We start from the raw sequence: 20,442 nt of genomic DNA, 5'->3' as shown, positions 1-20,442 counted from the left end.
ATTATTCAACCTCCCCAATCTGCTGGCGGTCGAATTGCTCTTTGTACCAGCCGTTCATTCCTAGCAGCCCTTCATGCGTTCCTTCTTCAATCACGCGACCATCGTCAAGAACGATAATCCAGTTAGCATGCTGGATTGCTGACAACCGATGTGTCGTAATGATTGTCGTTTTACCGGAACGTTCTGCTTGAATATTTTCAATAATTTTTGCTTCTGTTTTGGCATCGACAGCAGACAGTGAGTCATCCAAAATAAGAATTTCTGGATTTTTCACGAGTGCACGTGCAATTGAAATCCGTTGCTTCTGCCCGCCAGACAAGGCAACGCCTTTTTCGCCTACAAGCGTATCCAGTCCATCCGGCAGCATCTCAAGATCTTTCTCGAAATAAGACAAACGAATCGTTTCTGCAATATCTGCGTCCGATGCATCTGGTCTGCCGAACAAAATATTTTCTTTCACTGACCTTGAAAACAACACGTGATCTTGCGGGACGTAACCAATCCAATCCCTCACCTGATCTTTTGTCATAGACTGAAGTGGTACGCCCGAAAAGACGATTTCCCCTTCCCCAACTGGGTATTCGCGCAACAATTGTTTAACAAATGTTGTTTTCCCACTACCTGTCTTACCGACAATACCAAGTGTATCGCCACGATCCAAATGGAGTTTAATCGCATCTAGGTTGACCGAATGCGACATAGGATACGTAAAGAACACATCGCGGAAGCCAACATTTTCCGGCAGTTCCATCGTAACGGGCTGTTCGGGATCTTTGACGTCTTCCTCATAGTCTAGTGTTTCTGTCACTCGGTCGAGTGATGCATTACCGCGCTGCATGACGTTGATTAATTCACCAATCGCAAACATTGGCCAAACAATCATACCAAGATAAACGTTAAATGTTACAAGATTCCCCAGTGTCATATCTCCTATAGAAACAAGATACGCCCCATAACCGAGTCCAATCATATACGTCAATCCTGTTAGTACCTTTGAAATAGGCATAAACAAAGCATCAATTTTTTCGACATGCATATTTTTCTGAAAAACATCCTCTGTCATTTTCGCAAATTCGTTTTCAGTTGCACGCTCTTGCACATAAGCACGAACAACACGTACACCAGCGACTGCTTCTAAGACATTGTCGTTCAAATCGCCGAAAACTTGCTGAGCTGTCATATATCTTTCATGAATCTTTTTCCCCAATACTTGCATGATGAACGCCAAAATCGGCAACGGTAAAATCGCCACTAGTGTCAATTTCCACGACACAAGGAAACCCATCGTCAAAACAAGTGTCAGCAAGTACAGCGTAGAATCGATGAGCGTCATGATCCCAAAACCGGCTGTTTCCGAAATGGCACGCAAGTCATTTGTTGAACGTGCCATTAAATCGCCTGTCTTGTTTTTCTCATAAAACGTCGGTGTCATCTTCAAGAAATGGCGCATCAATCTTCCTCGAAGTTGCCTTTCAATTACATAGGCACCACCAAATAACTGATATTGCCAAACAAAATTACACGCATAGTTCACAGCCATAATAAGCAACATCGAGCCAAGCAATACGGCCAATAACTTCGTCGTCAACGTCTGCATATAAATCGAGTCAATGGCTTCCCCAATGAGCCAAGGCGGAATAACGACCAACACATTCGTTATCATTAATAAGATCAACGCAACTGTATATCTCTTTCTATTTTCTTTAAAAAACCACTTTAATTTGAACAAAACCGAAAACATAAACCCATCTACCCTCTTCCTTTTTCTCTACCAACTATCCACTTTCAAGAGATTCCTTTTTCAATAATTTCCTTTGCTGCTTCATGATTAACATAGCCAGCACTCCTTTTCTCAAGTTTTATGCAACACGCAAAGCGTGAAAACACCATAAAATGGTATATCATAACATCAAAAAAAGCACACGCCTTTAAACATAAGCGTGTGCTTAACGAAAAAGAACGGCAACCCGTGCCATTCCAGATAAATTCAAAAATGAATAGAAGCCGGACGGGACGGATGTATCATGAAGTTTTTTTGAGTGACGAATAGCTTTTTCATGTTCCGTACCTCCCTTTCTATTTCGAGTATCTAACTATTACAGGTTACCATTTCCATTTTATCGATGTCAATAGATTCCGAGAATTATTTTAATTCTAATTCCCTTCCTAATTCCCCAGTGCTTGAACTTTATCTACTACATAGACTTAACTATTTGTTTTTTTCTTGTAAATAATTTATCATTGTCTTAACTAACTATTTTACCACTACAGGAGGTGTACACTTTGTTCTCCCCCTCATTTGGGTTTGGAACAGAGTCATTATTTGGAGATTGCCATACGATTGACAGCATTTGCTGTCTTGATCGCCCTCACCGCATTTTTTGTTGCGAGTGAATTTGCTATTGTGAAAGTAAGAAAAACACGGATTGATCAGCTTGTTGCGGAAGAGAATCGCCAGGCACTCAATGCGAAAAAAGTAATCAGTAATTTAGATGAATACTTATCCGCTTGTCAATTAGGAATTACGATTACCGCTCTCGGACTCGGGATGCTAGGGGAACCTACTGTTAACTTAATGCTGAAACCAATTTTCGCTCATTTTGATTTGACAGCCAGTCTTTCCAGTCTACTTTCATTCATCATCGCGTTCACGTTCGTTACATTTTTGCATGTTGTTGTAGGTGAATTGGCTCCTAAAACAATTGCGATTCAAAAAGCGGAAGAGATTACATTATCATTTTCAAAACCGCTTATTTTGTTCTATCGCCTCATGTACCCCATTATTAAAGGCATGAATGGCTCTGCACGCCTTATCTGTCGACTTCTAGGCTTTAAATCCATTTCAGAATCAGAAGTTGCACATACGGAAGAAGAGCTTAGGATGATTTTAGCTGACAGTTTAAAAAGCGGTGAAATCAACCAATCTGAATATAAATATGTGAATAAGATTTTTGAATTCGACGACCGGATTGCCAAAGAAATTATGGCCCCTCGGACAGAAATGATGTCGATTGACAAAGATATGACATTACGTGAAGTGTTTGAAGTGATTGGCGTTGAGCAATACACACGCTACCCTATTACAGATGGTGATAAGGACCATATCATTGGCCTTGTGAACATGAAAAACTTATTAACGGCATTCATTAAGAATCCAGAAAATGAGCATCAGTCCGTTATTCATTATATGCAACCGATTATCCATGTTATTGAAACGATTGCCATCGGTGACCTGTTGCTAAAAATCCAACGGGAACGGATTCACATGGCTATCCTAATGGATGAGTATGGTGGAACTTCCGGCCTTGTCACAATTGAAGATATTTTAGAGGAAATCGTCGGTGATATTCGGGACGAATTCGATACCGATGAAGTGCCTGAAATTCAAAAGGTAGGCGACGATCATTATATCTTCGATGCCAAGATGCTGATTGAAAATGTCAATGACATTCTGGCAATCGACATTGACGAGGAGGATATCGATACAATTGGCGGCTGGTTTATGACCCAGCGCTTCGATGCCATCCAAGGTGAAAAAATTATTGAACAAGGGTATGAATTTATGGTAAAAGATGTAGAAGGTCACCATATTCTCTACTTGGAAGTATTCAAACACGAAGAACAACAAGCCGACAACATGTCAGAATTATCGTTGGAATCCTAATGAAGAGCGACTCTCACTATGAGGGTCGTTTTTTTTGTTAGGTATTTTGTTTACTTGCAGGATAACGTTGTATACTTCATCCAAGACGTTAGTTACTTTTCGGATAAGGTTTGTATACTCCACCCAATGCGTTGGTTACTTTTCGGATAACGTTGTGAACTTCACCAAGCGTTGTCTACTTTCCGGATAACGTTGTCTACTTCACCCAACACGTTGGTTACTTCCCGGATAACGTTGTGAACTTCAGCAAACGTTGTTTACTTCACGGATAACGTTGTCTACTTCACCCAACACGTTGGTTACTTTCCGGATAACGTTGTGAACTTCAGCAAACGTTGTCTACTTCACGGATAACATTGTCTACTCCACCCAAGACGTTGGTTACTTTCCGGATAACGTTGTGAACTTCAGCAAGCGTTGTCTACTTCACGGATAACATTGTCTACTCCACCCAAGACGTTGGTTACTTTTCGGATAACGTTGTGAACTTCAGCAAGCGTTGTCTACTTTCCGGATAACGTTGTCTACTTCACCCAACACGTTGGTTACTTTCCGGATAACGTTGTGAACTTCAGCAAACGTTGTTTACTTCCAGGATAACATTGTCTACTTCATCCAAGACGTTGGTTACTTTTCGGATAACGTTGTGAACCGCGGCAGGAGTTGTCTACTTTCCACAATACGGCGTTTATCTTCCCCTAATAATGTATATTTCATAAATTTCATATTGACACACTCCTCTGACTTTGTTAATATTAGCCTATCTTACAGAAAGCAGGTGATGTTTTTATGGCTATTATCATTGTATCTGAGATTGCTCAATCGATCGGACCCATACTTTCACCTGCCATACTTCTATAAAAGTATGCTTATTCTGTTATGCGCGTGAAAGCTGTGGTGTCCGATCAGGACTCACAGCTTTTTTTATTGTCTAGAACGCACATAACAGGAGGAATACAAATTGATTAATTTAAATGACTACGGTTGGAATACATCCCATGAAGAAAATTGGGAAGAACTGAACAATAACGAAAAAATGAAGAAGTGCACGCCCGGGCGTGTTACGCTTGAACATAAACATATGTATCGAGTAGTCACTGCTGACGGTGAATGGTTATCTGTCTGCTCTGGCGCCATGCAACATGACGCTGTAGAACGACGTGACTTTCCTGCAGTCGGAGATTGGGTCGCAGTCGAAAAGATGCCGGGTGAAGAGCGCGGCATCATTCATGCGATTTTACCTAGAACATCGCTCTTTTCAAGAAAAGCAGCTGGCACAACGATTGTCGAACAGATTATCGCAGTAAACGTCGATGTTGTCTTTCTCGTCATGTCGATGAACAAGGACTTCAATGCCAGACGACTTGAACGCTATCTTGTCGCCGCCTATGACTCCGGCGCTAACCCAGTTGTAGTCTTAACGAAAAAAGACGTTTGCGAAGATCCCTCATTTTATATGGAAGAAGCTCGCAACATCGCTTTCGGTGCTGATGTGTTTGCTGTCAGCAATGTAACTGGCGAAGGTATTGACGAATTAACTGCGTTGTTAACAGACGGGAAAACAGCGGCATTGCTTGGCTCTTCAGGTGTTGGTAAATCATCACTGACAAATGCTATATGTGGCTATGAAATGATGGCCGTACAAGATATTCGTGAAGATGATGCGAAGGGTCGGCATACGACGACTCACCGAGAACTTATTAAAATTCCAGGTGGCGGCGTACTCATTGATACGCCAGGCATGCGGGAGTTCCAGCTTTGGGAGACCAACGAAAGCCTAGACTCCGGCTTTAAAGACATCGAAGCATTTGCAGACGTCTGCAAGTTCAATGATTGCCAGCATAACAACGAACCCGGCTGCGCCATACAGGAAGCACTTGCCACAGGTACTTTACCCGAAGACCGCTACGCGAGCTATTTAAAGCTTCAAAAAGAGTTAGCTTTCTTGGAGCGTAAAATGGATCGTGCAGCACAATCCGCGGAGCGCAACAAGTGGAAAAACATTACGAAAAGCATGCGCAAACATCCTTCGAAGAAGAAATAATAAAAATAGCTGTGCACACTGATAATTCTCAGTGCGCACAGCTATTTTTCAACCCTTCTTATACTCAATATGATACACATCATGCCTTCGATCTTTCAGCTGCTTGACCGTTCCATCTTGACGCTGGCGGCGCAAAATTTCAAGATCGACGTCACCAATCAATACCATCTCTAAGTTAGCATTTGTCTCGCCCACAATACCGTCCCGCGCAAACTCGAAATCGGATGGCGCGAATATGGCAGACTGCGCATATTGGATGTCCATATTATCCGTCTGTGGCAAATTACCGACTGTACCCGAAATAACGGTGTAAATTTGATTTTCGATAGCACGGGCTTGTGCGCAATAACGAACGCGTAAATAGCCTTGGCGATCTTCTGTACAAAATGGTGTGAAGATAATATTAGCACCCATGTCTGTCGCAATACGAGCCAATTCTGGAAACTCGATATCATAGCAAATTTGGATGGCAATTTTTCCACAGTCTGTATCGAATACGCGAACTGCATCTCCCGCACTAATTCCCCACCATTTGCGCTCATTGGGCGTAATGTGAATCTTATATTGTTTTTCGATTGAACCATCTCGTCGGAATAAATAAGAGATATTATAAATTTCTTCATTCTCTTCTTCGACAAAATGAGAACCACCAATAATATTGATGTTGTAACGTACTGCTAAATTTGTAAACATTTCAATATACTGCGGCGTGTACTCCGTCATTCTACGCACGGCTTGACTCGGCGAGCGCTCATTCAAAAAGGACATAAGCTGTGTTGTAAATATTTCAGGGAAGACGACAAAGTCAGAGTTGGCATCCGACGCAACATCGACAAAGTACTCGCACTGGTGAGCCATCTCTTCGAAAGACGAAATCTTGCGCATTAAATATTGCACGACGCAAATTCGTACAGGATAACTTGTCTTAAAATGACGTTTGGTAAGCGGCTTATAATCGACGTTGTTCCATTCCATCAGTGTCGCATATTTCTTCGATGCTTTATCGTCTGGCAAATAATTCGGATTGACTCGCATTAACGTAAAATCATTCATCAATTGAAAAGTTAGCACCGGGTCATAAATTTTATGGCGTGATACAGAATCTACATATTCACGTGGTGACATTTCCGCAGCATGTTTATGGTAATTCGGAATCCGTCCACCAAGGATGATGGACTTCAAATTCAATTCCCTGGCGAGCTCTTTTCGTGCCTCATACAGACGCTGCCCGACCTTCATACGTCGATAACCAGGATGCACCATCACTTCGATACCGTACATATTGTAGCCGTCTGGATTATGGTTGGTAATATAGCCTTCATCCGTCACATCATCCCAAGTATGACGGTCATCATACTCATCGAAGTTAATAATAAGACTTGAACAGGAACCGATAATTTCACCATCCAGTTCTGCAATGAGCTGACCTTCTGGGAAAATTGCCAAATGGCTTTTCAGTTGCCCCTCTTCCCAAGGCTCCATCCCGGGAAAACAAAGCTCTTGCATCGCCAACAACCTCTTAATGTCTTTGGATTCCATTTGACGAATAACCATGCTTACTTCAAATGATGACAAATCGAATTCTTCGCTCACTCGAACCACTCCTTTCTTTTTATTATATCGCACAACTCTGACTAATCAATTATGCCATAGCGCGATTGCAACCGAATCTTTTGACATCCAACAGAGGCCAACTTACTTCAGTAGAAGCAAGTTATTAATATTTTACTTGCCCAGGATAACCCCCTATAATCAAATATGTAGTTAACCAAGTGGGAGCTGGTCATATGCAAAAACGCTTAGAGAATGGACTCATTTTTATTTGGACCGTATCTTTCGTCGCAACGTTGGGTTCGCTATACTTTTCAGAAGTACGTGGATACGAGCCCTGTACACTTTGTTGGTACCAACGCATCTTGATGTATCCAATTGTCATTATTTCAGGGGTTGCCCTATTCCAGAAAAATGCACGAATTGCCTTAACGACTGCTGTTTTCGCGACTATTGGAGGAAGCATCTCTCTCTATCATTACAGCATCCAAAAGTTAAGCTTTTTGAGCGAAACTGCACCGACTTGCGGCAACGTGTCTTGTACAGGACAGTACATCAATTATCTTGGATTCATCACCATCCCCTTTTTAGCACTAGTCGCATTTGTAATCATCTTTATCACAAGCCTTTTCATGATGAAATGGCAGAAGGAGTCGAAGTAACTTGAAAAAACTACTCATCATTGGCGCTGCGATTGTCGCCGTCTTCATCCTCATCGTTGTTTTGTCGAATAAATCGGATCAGATCAAACTAAAGGATAATCCGTATGCCACAGACAAGCTATCTAAATCGACAATCGCTTTAATTGGCAATGAAAACTATGACAACATCGTTCTACCAGAAGTACTTAACGATAAAATCACTTCAGGTGAACCAGTAACAGCCTACTATTTCCACCCAGAATGTCAGTACTGTATGGCTATGACGCCAGTCATGATGCCGATTGCTAAAGAGATGGGTGTAGATGTATTGCAATACAATATGATGGAATTCCCTCATCCTGCTGATGTAGAATCATGGCCTATGCTAGTCCACTACAAGGATGGTAAAGAAGTTGGAAGAATGGTCGGCGAACAACCCGCTGAAAATATCCGGGCATTTTTTACTGAATTTGAAGGAAAATAATGAAGAATAGCTGGAAGGAATGATATAAATGGCTTTATTTCATTATAAAACCCTACAAGACGGTCTAACCGTCGAACAACTACTCAAAGAACAATGGCAAGGCGGTAAAAAAACGGTTCACTTGATGCGAATGGCAAAAAGTGTGCTCGATTCAGCAGGTAATCCAGTAGATGACTGGCGTGCTCCTCTGACTAAAGGGACGGAATTGGTAGTCACATTTCCAGACACCGCTTCCACGTATCTATCAGATGACAAAGGTGAACTGAACATTCTTTTCGAAGATGAACATATTCTCGCTGTAGTGAAACCGGCTGGCATAGCGACTCATCCCGATGGACCGACAGATAACGGCACGCTGATGAACCGTGTCATGGCACATGTTCGTAACAATGGCGGTGACTATGCTGAGCATATCCATCGTCTGGATAAAGGTACTTCCGGTGTTGTGCTCATTGCTAAGCATCCGATTGCAAAATCTCTGTTCGACCGAATGATTGAACAGAACAACTTGACGAGGAAATACGTTGCCGAGGTTGATGGCTACTTGAAAAGGCCAAGAGGAACTATTAAACTGCCGATTGGTCGAGATCGCCATCATCCCGCGAAGCGACTTGTTTCCATGTCTGGACAAGCTGCGGTCACTCACTTCAAGGTTATTGAACGTAGGGAAGATACAACTCTCGTTGAAGCCCAGCTTGAGACGGGGCGGACGCACCAAATTCGTGTCCATTTATCCCATCTTGGCAATCCAGTTACAGGGGATACATTATATGAAGGCAGTGAAACCGCAGACGGTCACTACCGATTGACAGCCACTACGCTAAGCTTCATTCATCCATTTACAGAACAACAGACAACAATTGAAATGAAGTAAACTCAAAAAAATCCATGGAGAAATTTTCTCCATGGATTTTTTAATTAGAATGTCAGTTGACGAATTCCATTTTCAAGACGCTCGTCTACTTCTTTGGCATCTTCGATATGTTCTACGATTAAGTCATGAGCTTGTGCAAATAGTTTTTTCGCACCCAATAATTCACTCTTCACTTCTTCCGACAATCGTTTTTGTTCTTCAATCATCCCCTGTATTGCACCGATATCTCCTTGGCTATGTTCAATCGTACCTAGGATGCTTTCGATTTTTGCAGCTGTTGCAAAACTGACTGCTACACCTTTTTCAACAAGCTCAGCACTTTTTCGTGTTGCAGCAAGTGCCATTTCGATTTCATCACGTAGAGAAGAAGTTAATGTTTGGATATTAGCCGTACTATTAGAAGTACTTTCCGCAAGTTTACGCACTTCTTGTGCCACAACCGCAAATCCTTTCCCTGATTCTCCTGCACGGGCCGCCTCGATTGATGCATTTAATGCTAGCAAGTTGGTCTGTGCCGCGATACCTTCGATGACACCAACAATTGACTGAATCTCAACTGATCGAGCGCTCAAATTGGTCATATTTTTTTCGGATGCTTGAATTTGTATTCCTAAATCTTTAATGACTTCTGCAGTTGCATTGACTTCTTTCGTACCTTCCGATGCTTCCGTCACCATGCTATACGACTTTTCTTCAAGTGAACGACCTTTTTCGTACAACTCCTGTGATTTATCTGAAGTTCTTTCACTTAAGTCTCCAACTCTTTCAAACTTCACTTCGATTTGGCTAACTGCTTCGCCTAATACATTATGCTGTGCATTGACCTTTTCATGCTGATTGACAGCTGCATTTAGTTCGCTTTTTAATTCAGTTAAGCGATCCTGTTCTTCGATTTCTTTATCTGAATACGCCGTTTTTAGGCGTTCGATTTCTAATTGAAGACTATTGTCCTGAATATTCTTTTTCTTATTCGTAAACACATACATTCCTCCTAGAATCTTTTCTTAAATTATATCATACAAATTACTCAACAATTCTATCTATGAGAAAAGGTTTACTACTCACAACGAATCTGGATCCGTTCCCGTCCGTTCATTTCGATTAAGCGCATTGATCGCTTCCATATCATGTAGCGACAATTCAAAGTCAGCCACCTCACTATTTTCTTTGATCCGTTCTGGTGTCACTGATTTCGGTATTACAATAAGATCATTTTGCAAATGCCAACGAATGATGACTTGCGCAGGTGTCTTGCCATATTTTCCGCCAATTTCAAGTAGTGTCGGGTCCGCTAGAAGCTGTCCTCGTGCAATTGGTGACCAGGACGTGACTGCAATGCCATTCGCTCGGCAGAACTCACGTAATGACTCCTGCGTTAGGCGCGGATGGAGTTCAATCTGGTTGACCATAGGTGCGACATTCGCTTTCGCTAAAATCTTTTCAAGGTGATGCCTATGATGATTGGAAACACCTATTGCACGGATTAGTTTTTCATCATATAGCCGCTCAATCGCTTTATACGTTTCTGTATATTTTTCCGGAACAGGCCAATGTGTCAAATAAAGATCCAAGTAATCAAAACCGAGTCGCTTGAGTGAAGCCTCGAACGCACGAAGCGTCTCATCATAACCTTGATCGGTATTCCATACTTTCGATGTAATGAAAAGCTCTTGTCGTGGAACCCTAGCATGACGAACCGCTTCGCCCGTCTCTTTTTCATTCGCATAAATGGTTGCAGTATCAATCGCGCGATAGCCTGTCTCAATGGCGTATGTAATGGCTTCAAAGGTTTGCTGTGGATTGGTCATTTTATAAACGCCTAACCCTAGTTGAGGCATCGCTACTCCGTTAGCAAGTTCCTTTGTTGCGGTGAATACTTTTGACATTCTAATTTTCCCCTTTCAAAACTTTTTATCGCAGTATGCGATAAAGTAGTTTTTCCTTCTTTTTTCAATTGTACATTCGTAAACTGATTTTGACGAATTCGCTGATTTGACTTTATTCAGCAGGGGGTCGGAACTCCCTGCTGAATAGGGGAACTCAGACTAAGTACGCCGCGTCCTGCGGCAACGTCTGAGTAACCAACATCCTGTTGGCCCAAGCCTCCGGCGGATGTCATAAATTTTGAAAGGAGCTAAGGAAGGCAGTCTAGGTTCGCGACGTCCTGTCGCAACGACTGCATACCCGCATCCTGCGGGCACAATTCAAAATTTGGACGCAATTACGCCAAGGCGTAATTGATCTGTTAGTTGAATTCCGCCTTAAAAACGAATATTATTGTAAATGGAATTCATTTCGTTCGTATTTTGAAAGGAGATTTATGATGTTTCATTTAAAAGAACACCATACAACTGTAAAAACTGAAATATTAGCTGGGTTGACTACTTTTTTGACAATGGCCTATATCGTCATTGTCAATCCGATTATTCTTGCTGACGCGGGCGTACCATTCGAGCAGGTTTTCCTCGCAACAATTGTTGCCGCAGTCATTGGTACACTATGGATGGCACTGTTCGCCAACTATCCAATTGCCATCGCACCAGGTATGGGTTTAAATGCTTATTTCACATCCATTGTCATCGCATCAGATGGACAACTTGATTACATGACCGCCTTTTCTGCTGTCTTCGTCGCTGGTCTATTGTTTGTCTTATTGTCTTTGACATCGTTCCGCGAGAAATTAATCCAATCAATTCCTGAGACCTTGAAACTAGGAATCACAGCAGGCATAGGATTATTCATTGCCTTTATCGGCTTACGCCTCTCAGGGCTCGTTGCTCCCCATCCAGGTAATCTTGTGCAGCTAGGAGATCTGACTTCTCCCCCAGTTCTATTGGCACTATTTGGACTGCTCGTGACAATCATTCTAATGACATTGAATGTCTATGGTTCGATTTTCATCGGCATGATCCTAACCGGAATTGTAGCCGTCTTTACGAAGCAACTAACATTTGAAGGACCTCTATGGCAAATGCCACATTTACCAGAAGGTATTCTAGTTTGGAACCCGATTCAAGCAGTCGGAGATGTCATCTCTCATGGTCTATACGGTGTCGTCTTTGCATTCTTAATCGTTACATTATTCGATACGACCGGCACAATGATTGGCGTTGCCAAGCAGGCCGGCTTAATGAAGGGCAATACATTGCCTCGTGCACGTCATGCCTTGCTTGCTGATTCTGTCGCAACTGCAACAGGTGCAATGTTCGGTACAAGCCCTACATCAGCTTATATTGAATCGTCTTCTGGTGTTGCAGTAGGTGGACGAACTGGTTTAACGACACTAACCGTAGCTATTTTGTTCATCGTTGCTGCATTTTTTGCTCCGTTTGTCAGTGCACTTTCGGGCGTATCAGCAATTACTGCTCCTGCTTTAATTATTGTTGGGAGCCTGATGATTGGCGCGGTTAAAAACATTGACTGGGATTCATTTGACGAAGCATTTCCAGCATTTCTCGTTATTTTAACAATGCCGCTCACATCAAGCATTGCAACGGGTATCGCGCTTGGCTTCATCACTTATCCACTTTTAAAAGTTGTCAAAGGAAAAGGGAAACAAGTTCCTGTTCTTTTGTATATTTTTGCAGTATTATTTGCCTATCAGCTTCTCTTTTTACCGCATTAAGCAAAAGCCGTTACTGGATTTGTCACAACTTTTCCTGTCGGTCATTTCAATTTGATTGCCGATAAGGTATACTGGATGAAGAACTATTGATTTTACAGGAGGTATAATCTGATGAATCTTATTCTTATCATGGGTGTTTCTGTAGCATTCCTAGCTGCGATTCTTACAGGCGGCTACGAAGACAAAGGCAATAGCCATAAAAGCAAGAAAAGCCGTGGCCATCAGCCAACCTAATACAATTTAAAAACGGGACTAGCCTTATGGCTGTCCCGTTTTTTTACGCTAATCCTGGATAATCTTGTTGCCTAAGCGCTTCATAAATAAGAATCGCTGCCGTATTCGATAGATTTAGCGAGCGAATATGTTCATTCATTGGAATACGCAAGCACCGTTCTTTATTTTCTTCTATAATATCGTCTGGCAGCCCAGTCGTCTCTTTCCCAAAGACAAAGAATATATCCTGTGCTGCATCTGAGTAATCAAATGACGTATGTGGCTTGTCGCCATGCTTCGTCAAAAAGTAAAATACCGCATCTGGATAGGCCGCAAACATTTCGCGAATGCCATCATGATACGTAATATCAACATACTCCCAATAATCAAGTCCCGCTCGCTTCAACATTTTATCGTCTGTCGAAAATCCTAGGGGCTTTATAAGATGAAGCTTCGTTTTGGTCCCTGCGCATGTCCGCGCAATATTGCCTGTGTTCGCCGGGATGAGCGGCTCAAATAATGCAACATGTATAGCCATTTTAGCACTTCCTTCTAAACTTGTTGTATCCAATTATCCATTGCTTTTTTTAATTCAGCAAGTACTTCTGGATCTTGCTCATTTTCTAATGCTTTTTGGATTGCTCTATAGCCTTCCTCCATGCCAATTCGACTAAGAGCCCATGCAATGGTTCCCCTAATGACAGGGCGCGGATCTTGCTCCAACATCTCAATCAATTCTGGCACTGCAGACTCCTCTTTGAAGTGTGCAAGTGCAATGATCGCATTGCGTTGAATCGGATTTTTCCCTCGCCATGAGCCAGACACATGACCAAATTTCTCTTTGAACTCACGGTTCGATAATTTGAGAATCGGCTGCAATTGCGGTTTCGCTAATTCTGGATCTGGTTGGAATGCATGCTGATGCAAGTTATGCTTTCCTTTATTTTTTGGACATACCGTCTGACATGTATCACAACCATATACCCGATTGCCAATCTCTAAACGAAACTCATCCGGTATGGGGGTTTTAGACTGCGTCAGAAACGCGATACAGCGCTGTGCATTCAGTTGACCTCCTTGGATCAATGCCCCTGTCGGACAGACGTCCAGGCATAGTGTACAGTCTCCACATTCGTCTTCCATTGGCACGTCTGGCGCAAACGGGATATTTGTAATCATTTCTCCCAAATAGACATACGAACCAAATTCTGGCGTAATAATCGAACAGTTTTTTGCCGACCAACCAATACCTGCACGCTCTGCAACCGCGCGATCAGCAAGCTCTCCTGTATCGACCATCGAACGAACCTTAGCAGTAGGTACATTTGTTAAAATGAACTCTTCTAGAAGGCTAAGCTTCTCTCGTAGAACTGTATGGTAGTCAGTCCCCCATGATGCGCGGCAAAACATGCCACGCCGCTCACCCTTCTTTCCTTTAGGCGCATTCACCATCTTGGATGGATAAGCAACGGCAATTGCAATAATGCTCTCTGCTTGATCTAACAGTAGTGCAGGTTCTGTTCGCTTATCTAAGTCCTTCTCTTCAAATCCAGACTGATAGCCCAGCTCTTGTTGCCGCTTCAGGCGATTTTTCAGCTCACTAAATGGAGCAGCTGTCGTAAAACCGATTTTGTCTATGCCAATTGAAACCGCATAGTCTTTCACCGCCTGTTGCAATTGAACAGTATTCACGCCTTATCTCCTCCTTTATGCTAGTATTAAACTAAATTATATAAAGGGTGATGTCATTGAATATTGAAATGGCTTCGAAGATTTTACAAGCCGTGCCCGGATTAAAATTGGGCATTAACCATTATACCAAAATTACCGTATCAGAATCGCCTCAAATGATAAAAGGTCGATTACAACTGTTCCAGGAACAACTTTTCTTTGAACTAGAAGGCAAATCTGTAACTGACTTTCCAGGCATTAAGGAATGGCGGACAGTATGGAAAGCGCTTGGTGCAGATCCTAATCGCTATCGTCATTCCACAGAAGCACTCATGCGACGTGTTAAAAAGCAAAACTACATCCATCCGTTTCACTCGGCTGTCGATCTGAATAACTTCTTCTCCTTACAACACGCAATCCCAGCAGGTATATATGACTTTAACAAGATTGTCGGCAATGTCCAAATTTCATCAGGCGCAGAAGCAGATGGCTATGATGGATTGAATGGTCGGTTCAATTCATTACACAATATTTTACTGTTAAAAGATGATTATAGCCCGTTTGGCAGCCCATTCGTCGATTCTGTACGAACTGCTGTCACAGAAGAAACAACAGAAGCGCTCCATGTGTTCTTTATCCGACCGTCAATGGATGCAACGGAAGCACTTGAACTGACTACTGCATGTGGGAATATGTTCACTAGTGTTAGTGGTGGTGACGTCCGCTCATACGTTTTGCATGAGGGACAAACTTCCATTGTAGTTAACTAATAGCATTAAAGAATCGGGGGAATGATGGGATGGCTAACATTACACTCGCTGAAGCAGTAAAACTAAAAAGCATTTTAACGAAACGAATCCATGAGCTTGAAGATGAAATGAGACGTGTTGCTTTTACTACTGTGGAAAAAGGCAACGAGCCTGTACAAGGACCACGGCCCCTGCAAGTCGTAGAAACTGAGCTGGACGAAGTGCGTGCTGACAGTCGCGTACTTGATCGTCTGATGTATCGAGCCAATATCGACCATAACATCGACTTCCAGGGGCAAGCACTAGCCATTGTAGAAGCAATCGAACTTGCGACTCAATTACGTGCTAAAGCTCGATTTTACAAGGAACTTTCCATGTCCCAAAAAGAAGAAATCCAATACGGCTACTCTGACAATACTGTTGTCTATCGTGTCGCTTTATTTGATCCAGAAGACTATCGGGTCAAATCATTGCAAGCAGAAAAAGATGCGCATAAGTTATCCAATGCTATTAATGCCAAAAACTATTCTATCACTTTGGCATTTGACGATAGTAAATACTTTTAACCCCTTGAAAAGGTGAGACTCCTTTCCAAGGCATAGTGTGGGACCAACAATTTAAATTACTGGCAAACCAATAACCAGTCCCCATTTACTTTGTGACCCATCTCCAATGACCAACCAAGGCAATTGCAATTGACAACCCTTACGAGTGTCAACCGGTCCCCCTATGAAAATCGCTCCTTCCGTTTCGGCGGTAAGGAGCGATTTTATTTATGGTCAATTTGTATATGAATACAATTAAAGCTGGGGTACCCCTTTCCAACATAGCCGAGATTGCTGTCCATTTGAAATCGGATGGAACACCGAATATTGACATGACCTTACGCTACATCAAACCAAGGGAAGAAGATAAAGCCGGGCCTACGGAAATGATTGGCTGGGATTTATCAGTCATTTGGGGAATTTTTCAGATGCGGCCCCTCAAAGTACTTTTGCTTTTGATGGTCGTGCCTCAACAAGAGTAGATATCATTCCACACAAGCGCTCACCGTTTCCACCAGCAAGCCTGCATCGGTCTCGTTCGCTGTGGAGATCATGTGCAGATAGCTGGCCCCGTTCGGACTTTCGTAGTTTAGAGGCAATGTGCCAACCGGCTTGTTATTGAGCAGTATTTCAGCGGTGGATCCCTTGGTCACGCCATTCCAATGAATACCGAAATCGTACCATGTGTCGGCACGCAAGGTTTCCGAGCCGAACGTTTCTCCGATTGAAAGCCTGATGGTGTATAGCGCGTGAAGGGTAATATCGGCGTCACAGGCGTTAAAGAGCCGATCGGCGATGCTGAACCTTGCGCCGCCGGACCCTTCCGGCAACTGCAAGCGCAGATAAACGCGCCCTATTTCCCCATTCGGGAAATTCCAGGTGGCCCCTCCCTGGCGGTAATCCGCACCGGTCTTCTCGTTCATCAGTTCGGGGTCATCCAGAAACGCTATCTTCATGACCTTAGCGCCCGGCTTTTCCGGATGAGCGATAAGCAATGCGGACGACTTGCGATTGTACGAAGCATGCCCCTTGATTACGGGGATGTAGGTATGATGCGTCCAGTCATTTAAACCGTCTTCAAAAGTGCTGGTCCGCGACTTTTCAGCTAGCCAGCGCATGTCCACGATCACCAGACGACGGTGGTTTCTATGCTGGCCAATTGATACAAGCACGCGGTTATCATCGAGTTGCACGAACTCGCTCTGGTGCTTGCCGCGATCTTCCGGTCCGCCAAACGTGGCGTAATCTGAGCGATTGCGATGTTCGTCGAGAATCAACTCGCGGAAGCCAATCCAAGTCTTTCCATTGTCAGATGATATTGCGGCGTGGTGTGAGTCGCGGTTGGTGAACACATCCTCCCACATGTCGTCCACCGCGGTCTCGAGTTCCGGCAACGCCTGCGTATTGGTCCACAACATAAGGAGCCGTCCGTCCTTGAGCTTCCCTATCGTGGGCATGGTAAGTGTGCCGAAGAAATGTGACGGCTCCCCTTCGCTCCAAGTTTCTCCCTTGTCGGTGGAGAACGATTGGTAGTGCTGATCCTGTGAGGTTCGGAATAGCATCCAGAGTTTGCCGCCTTCGAGTTCGACGATGGAAGCCTCCGCTCCTGCATTGTACCATCGCACCCCCTTGTGCTCCCCGCCTGCCTGATGACGCGGCGCGTTCACCACGCTCTTCGATTTGTGCCATTTGAGTCCTCCATCCTCGGAAATGTGGACTTCGATCCCCTTTCGCATTTCATGGGACGGGACAAGCAGCCGCTTGCCGTTGTCAATAAAAAGCGGGCTACGTAGGATGCCACTGAGCGAGAGCAGGTCACCATGCTTCTTGTCCCACTCTCCTGACCACATGCCATCAATCGTCGCAGTGAACCATGAGCCATCAAGTCCGCCCTTACTCACGAATATAAAATCTTCCACAGGTTGGATGCGCAAGAACTCATTTGTATTGGGGTTGCACGTAAAGGCAGGGGATTCCTTCGTCACACCACCGAAATTTGGCGGATAACTTTGGGGTACTTCCTCGTCGCTCCATGTGAGTCCGTTATCCCGGCTGACGAGATAGTGCAACGGCTTCTTGTCGCCGGAGTAATGGCGGATCTCACGATTGCCGATGCGAATCAGGCCGCGTCCTGCGTCGGAAGGCGGCGTCGCAACAATGAGCGGAGGCTGCACCAGGGACTGTGTCAGATTGGTAGCGTCAGGAATCAGGGCATCCGGCAGGGATGCGAGATCAAGATTTCCTACTTTCAAATTCATACCTTTTGTAATATTTTCCTTGGACATTGCTTTTCCTCCTACGAAATTATGACTATATTAGTGGTAATATATCTCACCGTACCAAAAATATTCTACAACAAACTGGCCGGTTTGTTGTATTGTCATAATCTAGCTTATCATCTTAATTGTATCAAATCATTATTAAATCTGAATTATTCACGTATAAACAAATGTCCGGAAAGCTTATTGAACAGTAATTAACAGCCCGTTATAAACATCTACCAATTATTTGGTCTTTATTATGTTTTTTGTATATCGAACTATTAATATCATTTGACTTATCCAATCCTACGGGTAGAACTACCTACGTAATCAAAATCCTTAATATTACCACCTATGGTTTTGCCACTATCACCTAAGGTCTTACTGTTATCACCTATGATTTTGTCACTATCCCCTATGGTCTTGCCGTTACCACCTATGATTTTTCCGTTATCAATCAACGCTAAGCAAATATCAAAAATTTACGGCATGTTATATTCAATTAAACCGAAATGACTTACATAAATGAATATCCGTCTATTATTTGGTAATAAGCCCCTCTTACAAGGCCTATTATTTCTACTTTCCCCTCGTTGCTTAACTCCGTCATTAAATCAAATACCTTTTGACGTGACCAACCTGTTAATTGGCGTATTTCTTTGTTCGTCAATGCTTTTTTATCTAAGATTGAGAGCACTAGAATTTTCACCTTTTCAATATCTAATGCAACATTTCTCTCGTAGCTCATTTCACCTTTCAGCTGTGCAGCTGAATATGAAGACAAAGTATAATATCTTCCCGTTCCACGTCCGACTGCCTCTATTAGCATTAATTCATTCGCTAATCTACCCAACAGTTCCCTAGCTTGCTCAACATCACGTTGAATTAGCTCAGCAACCTTCGTAGAGTCAATTTCTTCATGACGGATTAGATATTGAAGAACAAGTAGATCATCTACACCCAATACGATTCCCTTCGCTTCCAAAAGATTTTGGTTGGCTACTATTCTTCACTAACGTCATTTGACAAAGAAACATTTTTAATATGAAGAACGAAAAAAGACATAACCGAAGTTATGTCTTTTTTCCTTAATACCCGAGGCCGGACTTGAACCGGCACGCCTCGCGGCATCGCATTTTGAGTGCGACGTGTCTGCCATTCCACCACTCGGGCATAATAACTATTCTTTTCACGAAAACCAATCCATCATAAGATTGGAGGCGGCAACCGGAATCGAACCGGTGATAAGGGTGTTGCAGACCCATGCCTTACCGCTTGGCCATGCCGCCGTAGAAAAATGGAGCGGAAGACGGGATTCGAACCCGCGACCCCGACCTTGGCAAGGTCGTATTCTACCACTGAACTACTTCCGCGAAACTGGGGTAGCTGGATTCGAACCAACGAGTGACGGAGTCAAAGTCCGTTGCCTTACCGCTTGGCTATACCCCAAAAAAATAAATGGGGCGGACGAGGGGAATCGAACCCCCGAATGTCGGAATCACAATCCGATGCGTTAACCACTTCGCCACGACCGCCATTATAGCTATTCTTTTCATTTATAAAAACTATGGGGCGACTGAAGGGAATCGAACCCTCGAATGTCGGAATCACAATCCGATGCGTTAACCACTTCGCCACAACCGCCACGATATTTTAATTTAAAATGGCAGGGGCAGTAGGAATCGAACCCACATCAAAGGTTTTGGAGACCTCTATTCTACCGTTAAACTATGCCCCTAAAAAGATGGTGGTGGGGGACGGATTCGAACCGCCGAACCCGGAGGGAGCGGATTTACAGTCCGCCGCGTTTAGCCACTTCGCTACCCCACCAAATATAAAGTAATGGTGCCGGCGAAAGGACTTGAACCCTCAACCTACTGATTACAAGTCAGTTGCTCTACCAATTGAGCTACACCGGCACGTGGAATTAAAATGGTGGCTCAGGACGGAATCGAACCGCCGACACAAGGATTTTCAGTCCTTTGCTCTACCGACTGAGCTACTGAGCCACAAATATATTCATTTTTTTAAAAAAAATGGCGGTCCCGACCGGGATCGAACCGGCGATCTCCTGCGTGACAGGCAGGCATGTTAACCGCTACACCACGGGACCATTTGGT

Annotated in this window: 18 protein-coding genes and 11 tRNA genes; 10 read left to right on the top strand and 19 right to left on the bottom strand. The window is 43.5% G+C overall.

The window, feature by feature from the left end; all coding sequences use genetic code 11:
* Nucleotide 1: 1 nt before the first annotated feature.
* Complete coding sequence (locus tag R2B72_RS11455; protein WP_318616701.1) at nucleotides 2-1,741, bottom strand: ABC transporter ATP-binding protein; 1,740 nt, start codon at nucleotides 1,739-1,741, stop codon at nucleotides 2-4.
* 600 nt (nucleotides 1,742-2,341) lie between these two features.
* Between R2B72_RS11455 and R2B72_RS11450 the strand changes: the two genes are divergently transcribed.
* Together R2B72_RS11450 and rsgA are read left to right on the top strand one after the other, a co-directional pair.
* Complete coding sequence (locus R2B72_RS11450; protein ID WP_318616700.1) at nucleotides 2,342-3,664, top strand: hemolysin family protein; 1,323 nt, start codon at nucleotides 2,342-2,344, stop codon at nucleotides 3,662-3,664.
* A gap of 964 nt (nucleotides 3,665-4,628) precedes the next feature.
* Nucleotides 4,629-5,708: a ribosome small subunit-dependent GTPase A gene (rsgA, locus tag R2B72_RS11445; RefSeq protein ID WP_412177831.1), complete on the top strand. Its 1,080-nt coding sequence runs from the start codon at nucleotides 4,629-4,631 to the stop codon at nucleotides 5,706-5,708.
* A gap of 48 nt (nucleotides 5,709-5,756) precedes the next feature.
* Here the strand turns inward: rsgA and R2B72_RS11440 are convergent, their stop codons facing one another.
* Entirely contained in the window at nucleotides 5,757-7,301 is a 1,545-nt protein-coding gene (locus tag R2B72_RS11440; RefSeq protein ID WP_318616697.1) for a GNAT family N-acetyltransferase, read from the bottom strand.
* Between the two features lie 194 nt (nucleotides 7,302-7,495).
* Between R2B72_RS11440 and R2B72_RS11435 the strand changes: the two genes are divergently transcribed.
* The 3 genes from R2B72_RS11435 to R2B72_RS11425 are packed head-to-tail and all read left to right on the top strand — an operon-like array spanning nucleotide 7,496 to nucleotide 9,258.
* Nucleotides 7,496-7,921 carry a disulfide oxidoreductase gene (locus R2B72_RS11435; protein WP_318616696.1) on the top strand — a complete coding sequence of 142 codons (426 nt, stop codon included), beginning with the start codon at nucleotides 7,496-7,498 and terminating at the stop codon, nucleotides 7,919-7,921.
* A gap of 1 nt (nucleotide 7,922) precedes the next feature.
* Nucleotides 7,923-8,384: a thioredoxin family protein gene (locus tag R2B72_RS11430; RefSeq protein WP_318616695.1), complete on the top strand. Its 462-nt coding sequence runs from the start codon at nucleotides 7,923-7,925 to the stop codon at nucleotides 8,382-8,384.
* A 28-nt stretch (nucleotides 8,385-8,412) separates the two neighbouring features.
* The gene (locus R2B72_RS11425; protein WP_318616694.1) at nucleotides 8,413-9,258 is read left to right on the top strand and encodes an RluA family pseudouridine synthase; all 846 of its coding nucleotides are present in this window, start codon (nucleotides 8,413-8,415) and stop codon (nucleotides 9,256-9,258) included.
* Between the two features lie 44 nt (nucleotides 9,259-9,302).
* On the opposite strand, the gene R2B72_RS11420 is transcribed toward R2B72_RS11425, so the two are convergent.
* On the bottom strand, nucleotides 9,303-10,238 hold the full coding sequence (locus tag R2B72_RS11420; protein WP_318616692.1) for a methyl-accepting chemotaxis protein: 936 nt from the start codon (nucleotides 10,236-10,238) through the stop codon (nucleotides 9,303-9,305).
* Between the two features lie 81 nt (nucleotides 10,239-10,319).
* Nucleotides 10,320-11,144 carry an aldo/keto reductase gene (locus R2B72_RS11415; RefSeq protein WP_318616691.1) on the bottom strand — a complete coding sequence of 275 codons (825 nt, stop codon included), beginning with the start codon at nucleotides 11,142-11,144 and terminating at the stop codon, nucleotides 10,320-10,322.
* 437 nt (nucleotides 11,145-11,581) lie between these two features.
* Between R2B72_RS11415 and R2B72_RS11410 the strand changes: the two genes are divergently transcribed.
* The gene (locus tag R2B72_RS11410; protein ID WP_318616690.1) at nucleotides 11,582-12,883 is read left to right on the top strand and encodes an NCS2 family permease; all 1,302 of its coding nucleotides are present in this window, start codon (nucleotides 11,582-11,584) and stop codon (nucleotides 12,881-12,883) included.
* 111 nt (nucleotides 12,884-12,994) lie between these two features.
* Nucleotides 12,995-13,117, top strand: coding sequence for a hypothetical protein (locus R2B72_RS11405; protein WP_318616689.1), 123 nt, complete (start codon nucleotides 12,995-12,997; stop codon nucleotides 13,115-13,117).
* Nucleotides 13,118-13,160: 43 nt separating this feature from the next.
* Here R2B72_RS11405 and trmL read toward each other — a convergent pair whose 3' ends face one another.
* Nucleotides 13,161-13,634, bottom strand: a complete 474-nt coding sequence (gene trmL, locus R2B72_RS11400) for a tRNA (uridine(34)/cytosine(34)/5-carboxymethylaminomethyluridine(34)-2'-O)-methyltransferase TrmL (protein ID WP_318616688.1) — start codon at nucleotides 13,632-13,634, stop codon at nucleotides 13,161-13,163.
* Nucleotides 13,635-13,648: 14 nt separating this feature from the next.
* Complete coding sequence (gene queG / locus R2B72_RS11395) at nucleotides 13,649-14,788, bottom strand: tRNA epoxyqueuosine(34) reductase QueG (protein WP_318616687.1); 1,140 nt, start codon at nucleotides 14,786-14,788, stop codon at nucleotides 13,649-13,651.
* A 56-nt stretch (nucleotides 14,789-14,844) separates the two neighbouring features.
* Between queG and R2B72_RS11390 the strand changes: the two genes are divergently transcribed.
* From R2B72_RS11390 to R2B72_RS11380, 3 genes are all read left to right on the top strand, one after another.
* Nucleotides 14,845-15,537 (top strand): B3/4 domain-containing protein, encoded by a 693-nt coding sequence (locus R2B72_RS11390; protein ID WP_412177826.1) that lies wholly within the window; start codon nucleotides 14,845-14,847, stop codon nucleotides 15,535-15,537.
* A 29-nt stretch (nucleotides 15,538-15,566) separates the two neighbouring features.
* Nucleotides 15,567-16,082: a hypothetical protein gene (locus R2B72_RS11385; protein ID WP_318616685.1), complete on the top strand. Its 516-nt coding sequence runs from the start codon at nucleotides 15,567-15,569 to the stop codon at nucleotides 16,080-16,082.
* 209 nt (nucleotides 16,083-16,291) lie between these two features.
* Entirely contained in the window at nucleotides 16,292-16,543 is a 252-nt protein-coding gene (locus R2B72_RS11380; RefSeq protein WP_318616684.1) for a hypothetical protein, read from the top strand.
* A 3-nt stretch (nucleotides 16,544-16,546) separates the two neighbouring features.
* Here the strand turns inward: R2B72_RS11380 and R2B72_RS11375 are convergent, their stop codons facing one another.
* The 13 genes from R2B72_RS11375 to R2B72_RS11315 all read right to left on the bottom strand — a co-directional run bounded on the left by R2B72_RS11375 (nucleotide 16,547) and on the right by R2B72_RS11315 (nucleotide 20,435).
* A complete protein-coding gene (locus R2B72_RS11375) occupies nucleotides 16,547-18,346 on the bottom strand; it encodes a sialidase family protein (RefSeq protein ID WP_318616683.1) in 1,800 nt (599 codons plus the stop codon).
* Nucleotides 18,347-18,839: 493 nt separating this feature from the next.
* Nucleotides 18,840-19,286, bottom strand: coding sequence for a hypothetical protein (locus tag R2B72_RS11370; protein ID WP_318616682.1), 447 nt, complete (start codon nucleotides 19,284-19,286; stop codon nucleotides 18,840-18,842).
* Nucleotides 19,287-19,414: 128 nt separating this feature from the next.
* Nucleotides 19,415-19,495: transfer RNA gene (locus tag R2B72_RS11365), tRNA-Leu, on the bottom strand.
* Nucleotides 19,496-19,537: 42 nt separating this feature from the next.
* Nucleotides 19,538-19,611: transfer RNA gene (locus tag R2B72_RS11360), tRNA-Cys, on the bottom strand.
* A gap of 9 nt (nucleotides 19,612-19,620) precedes the next feature.
* A tRNA-Gly gene (locus R2B72_RS11355) sits at nucleotides 19,621-19,695 on the bottom strand.
* A 4-nt stretch (nucleotides 19,696-19,699) separates the two neighbouring features.
* A tRNA-Gln gene (locus tag R2B72_RS11350) sits at nucleotides 19,700-19,771 on the bottom strand.
* A gap of 10 nt (nucleotides 19,772-19,781) precedes the next feature.
* Nucleotides 19,782-19,857, bottom strand: a tRNA-His gene (locus tag R2B72_RS11345).
* Nucleotides 19,858-19,890: 33 nt separating this feature from the next.
* Nucleotides 19,891-19,966, bottom strand: a tRNA-His gene (locus R2B72_RS11340).
* Nucleotides 19,967-19,986: 20 nt separating this feature from the next.
* Nucleotides 19,987-20,060, bottom strand: a tRNA-Trp gene (locus R2B72_RS11335).
* Between the two features lie 7 nt (nucleotides 20,061-20,067).
* Nucleotides 20,068-20,152 (bottom strand) — tRNA-Tyr (locus R2B72_RS11330).
* Between the two features lie 13 nt (nucleotides 20,153-20,165).
* Nucleotides 20,166-20,241 (bottom strand) — tRNA-Thr (locus R2B72_RS11325).
* A gap of 14 nt (nucleotides 20,242-20,255) precedes the next feature.
* Nucleotides 20,256-20,331, bottom strand: a tRNA-Phe gene (locus R2B72_RS11320).
* A gap of 28 nt (nucleotides 20,332-20,359) precedes the next feature.
* A tRNA-Asp gene (locus R2B72_RS11315) sits at nucleotides 20,360-20,435 on the bottom strand.
* Nucleotides 20,436-20,442: the final 7 nt, after the last annotated feature.

This window comes from Sporosarcina sp. YIM B06819 (genome assembly GCF_033485175.1).
Taxonomy (GTDB): Bacteria; Bacillota; Bacilli; order Bacillales_A; family Planococcaceae; genus Sporosarcina.
Note: the sequence above shows the minus strand (reverse complement) of the source record. Positions and strands in the feature narration are given on the sequence as shown.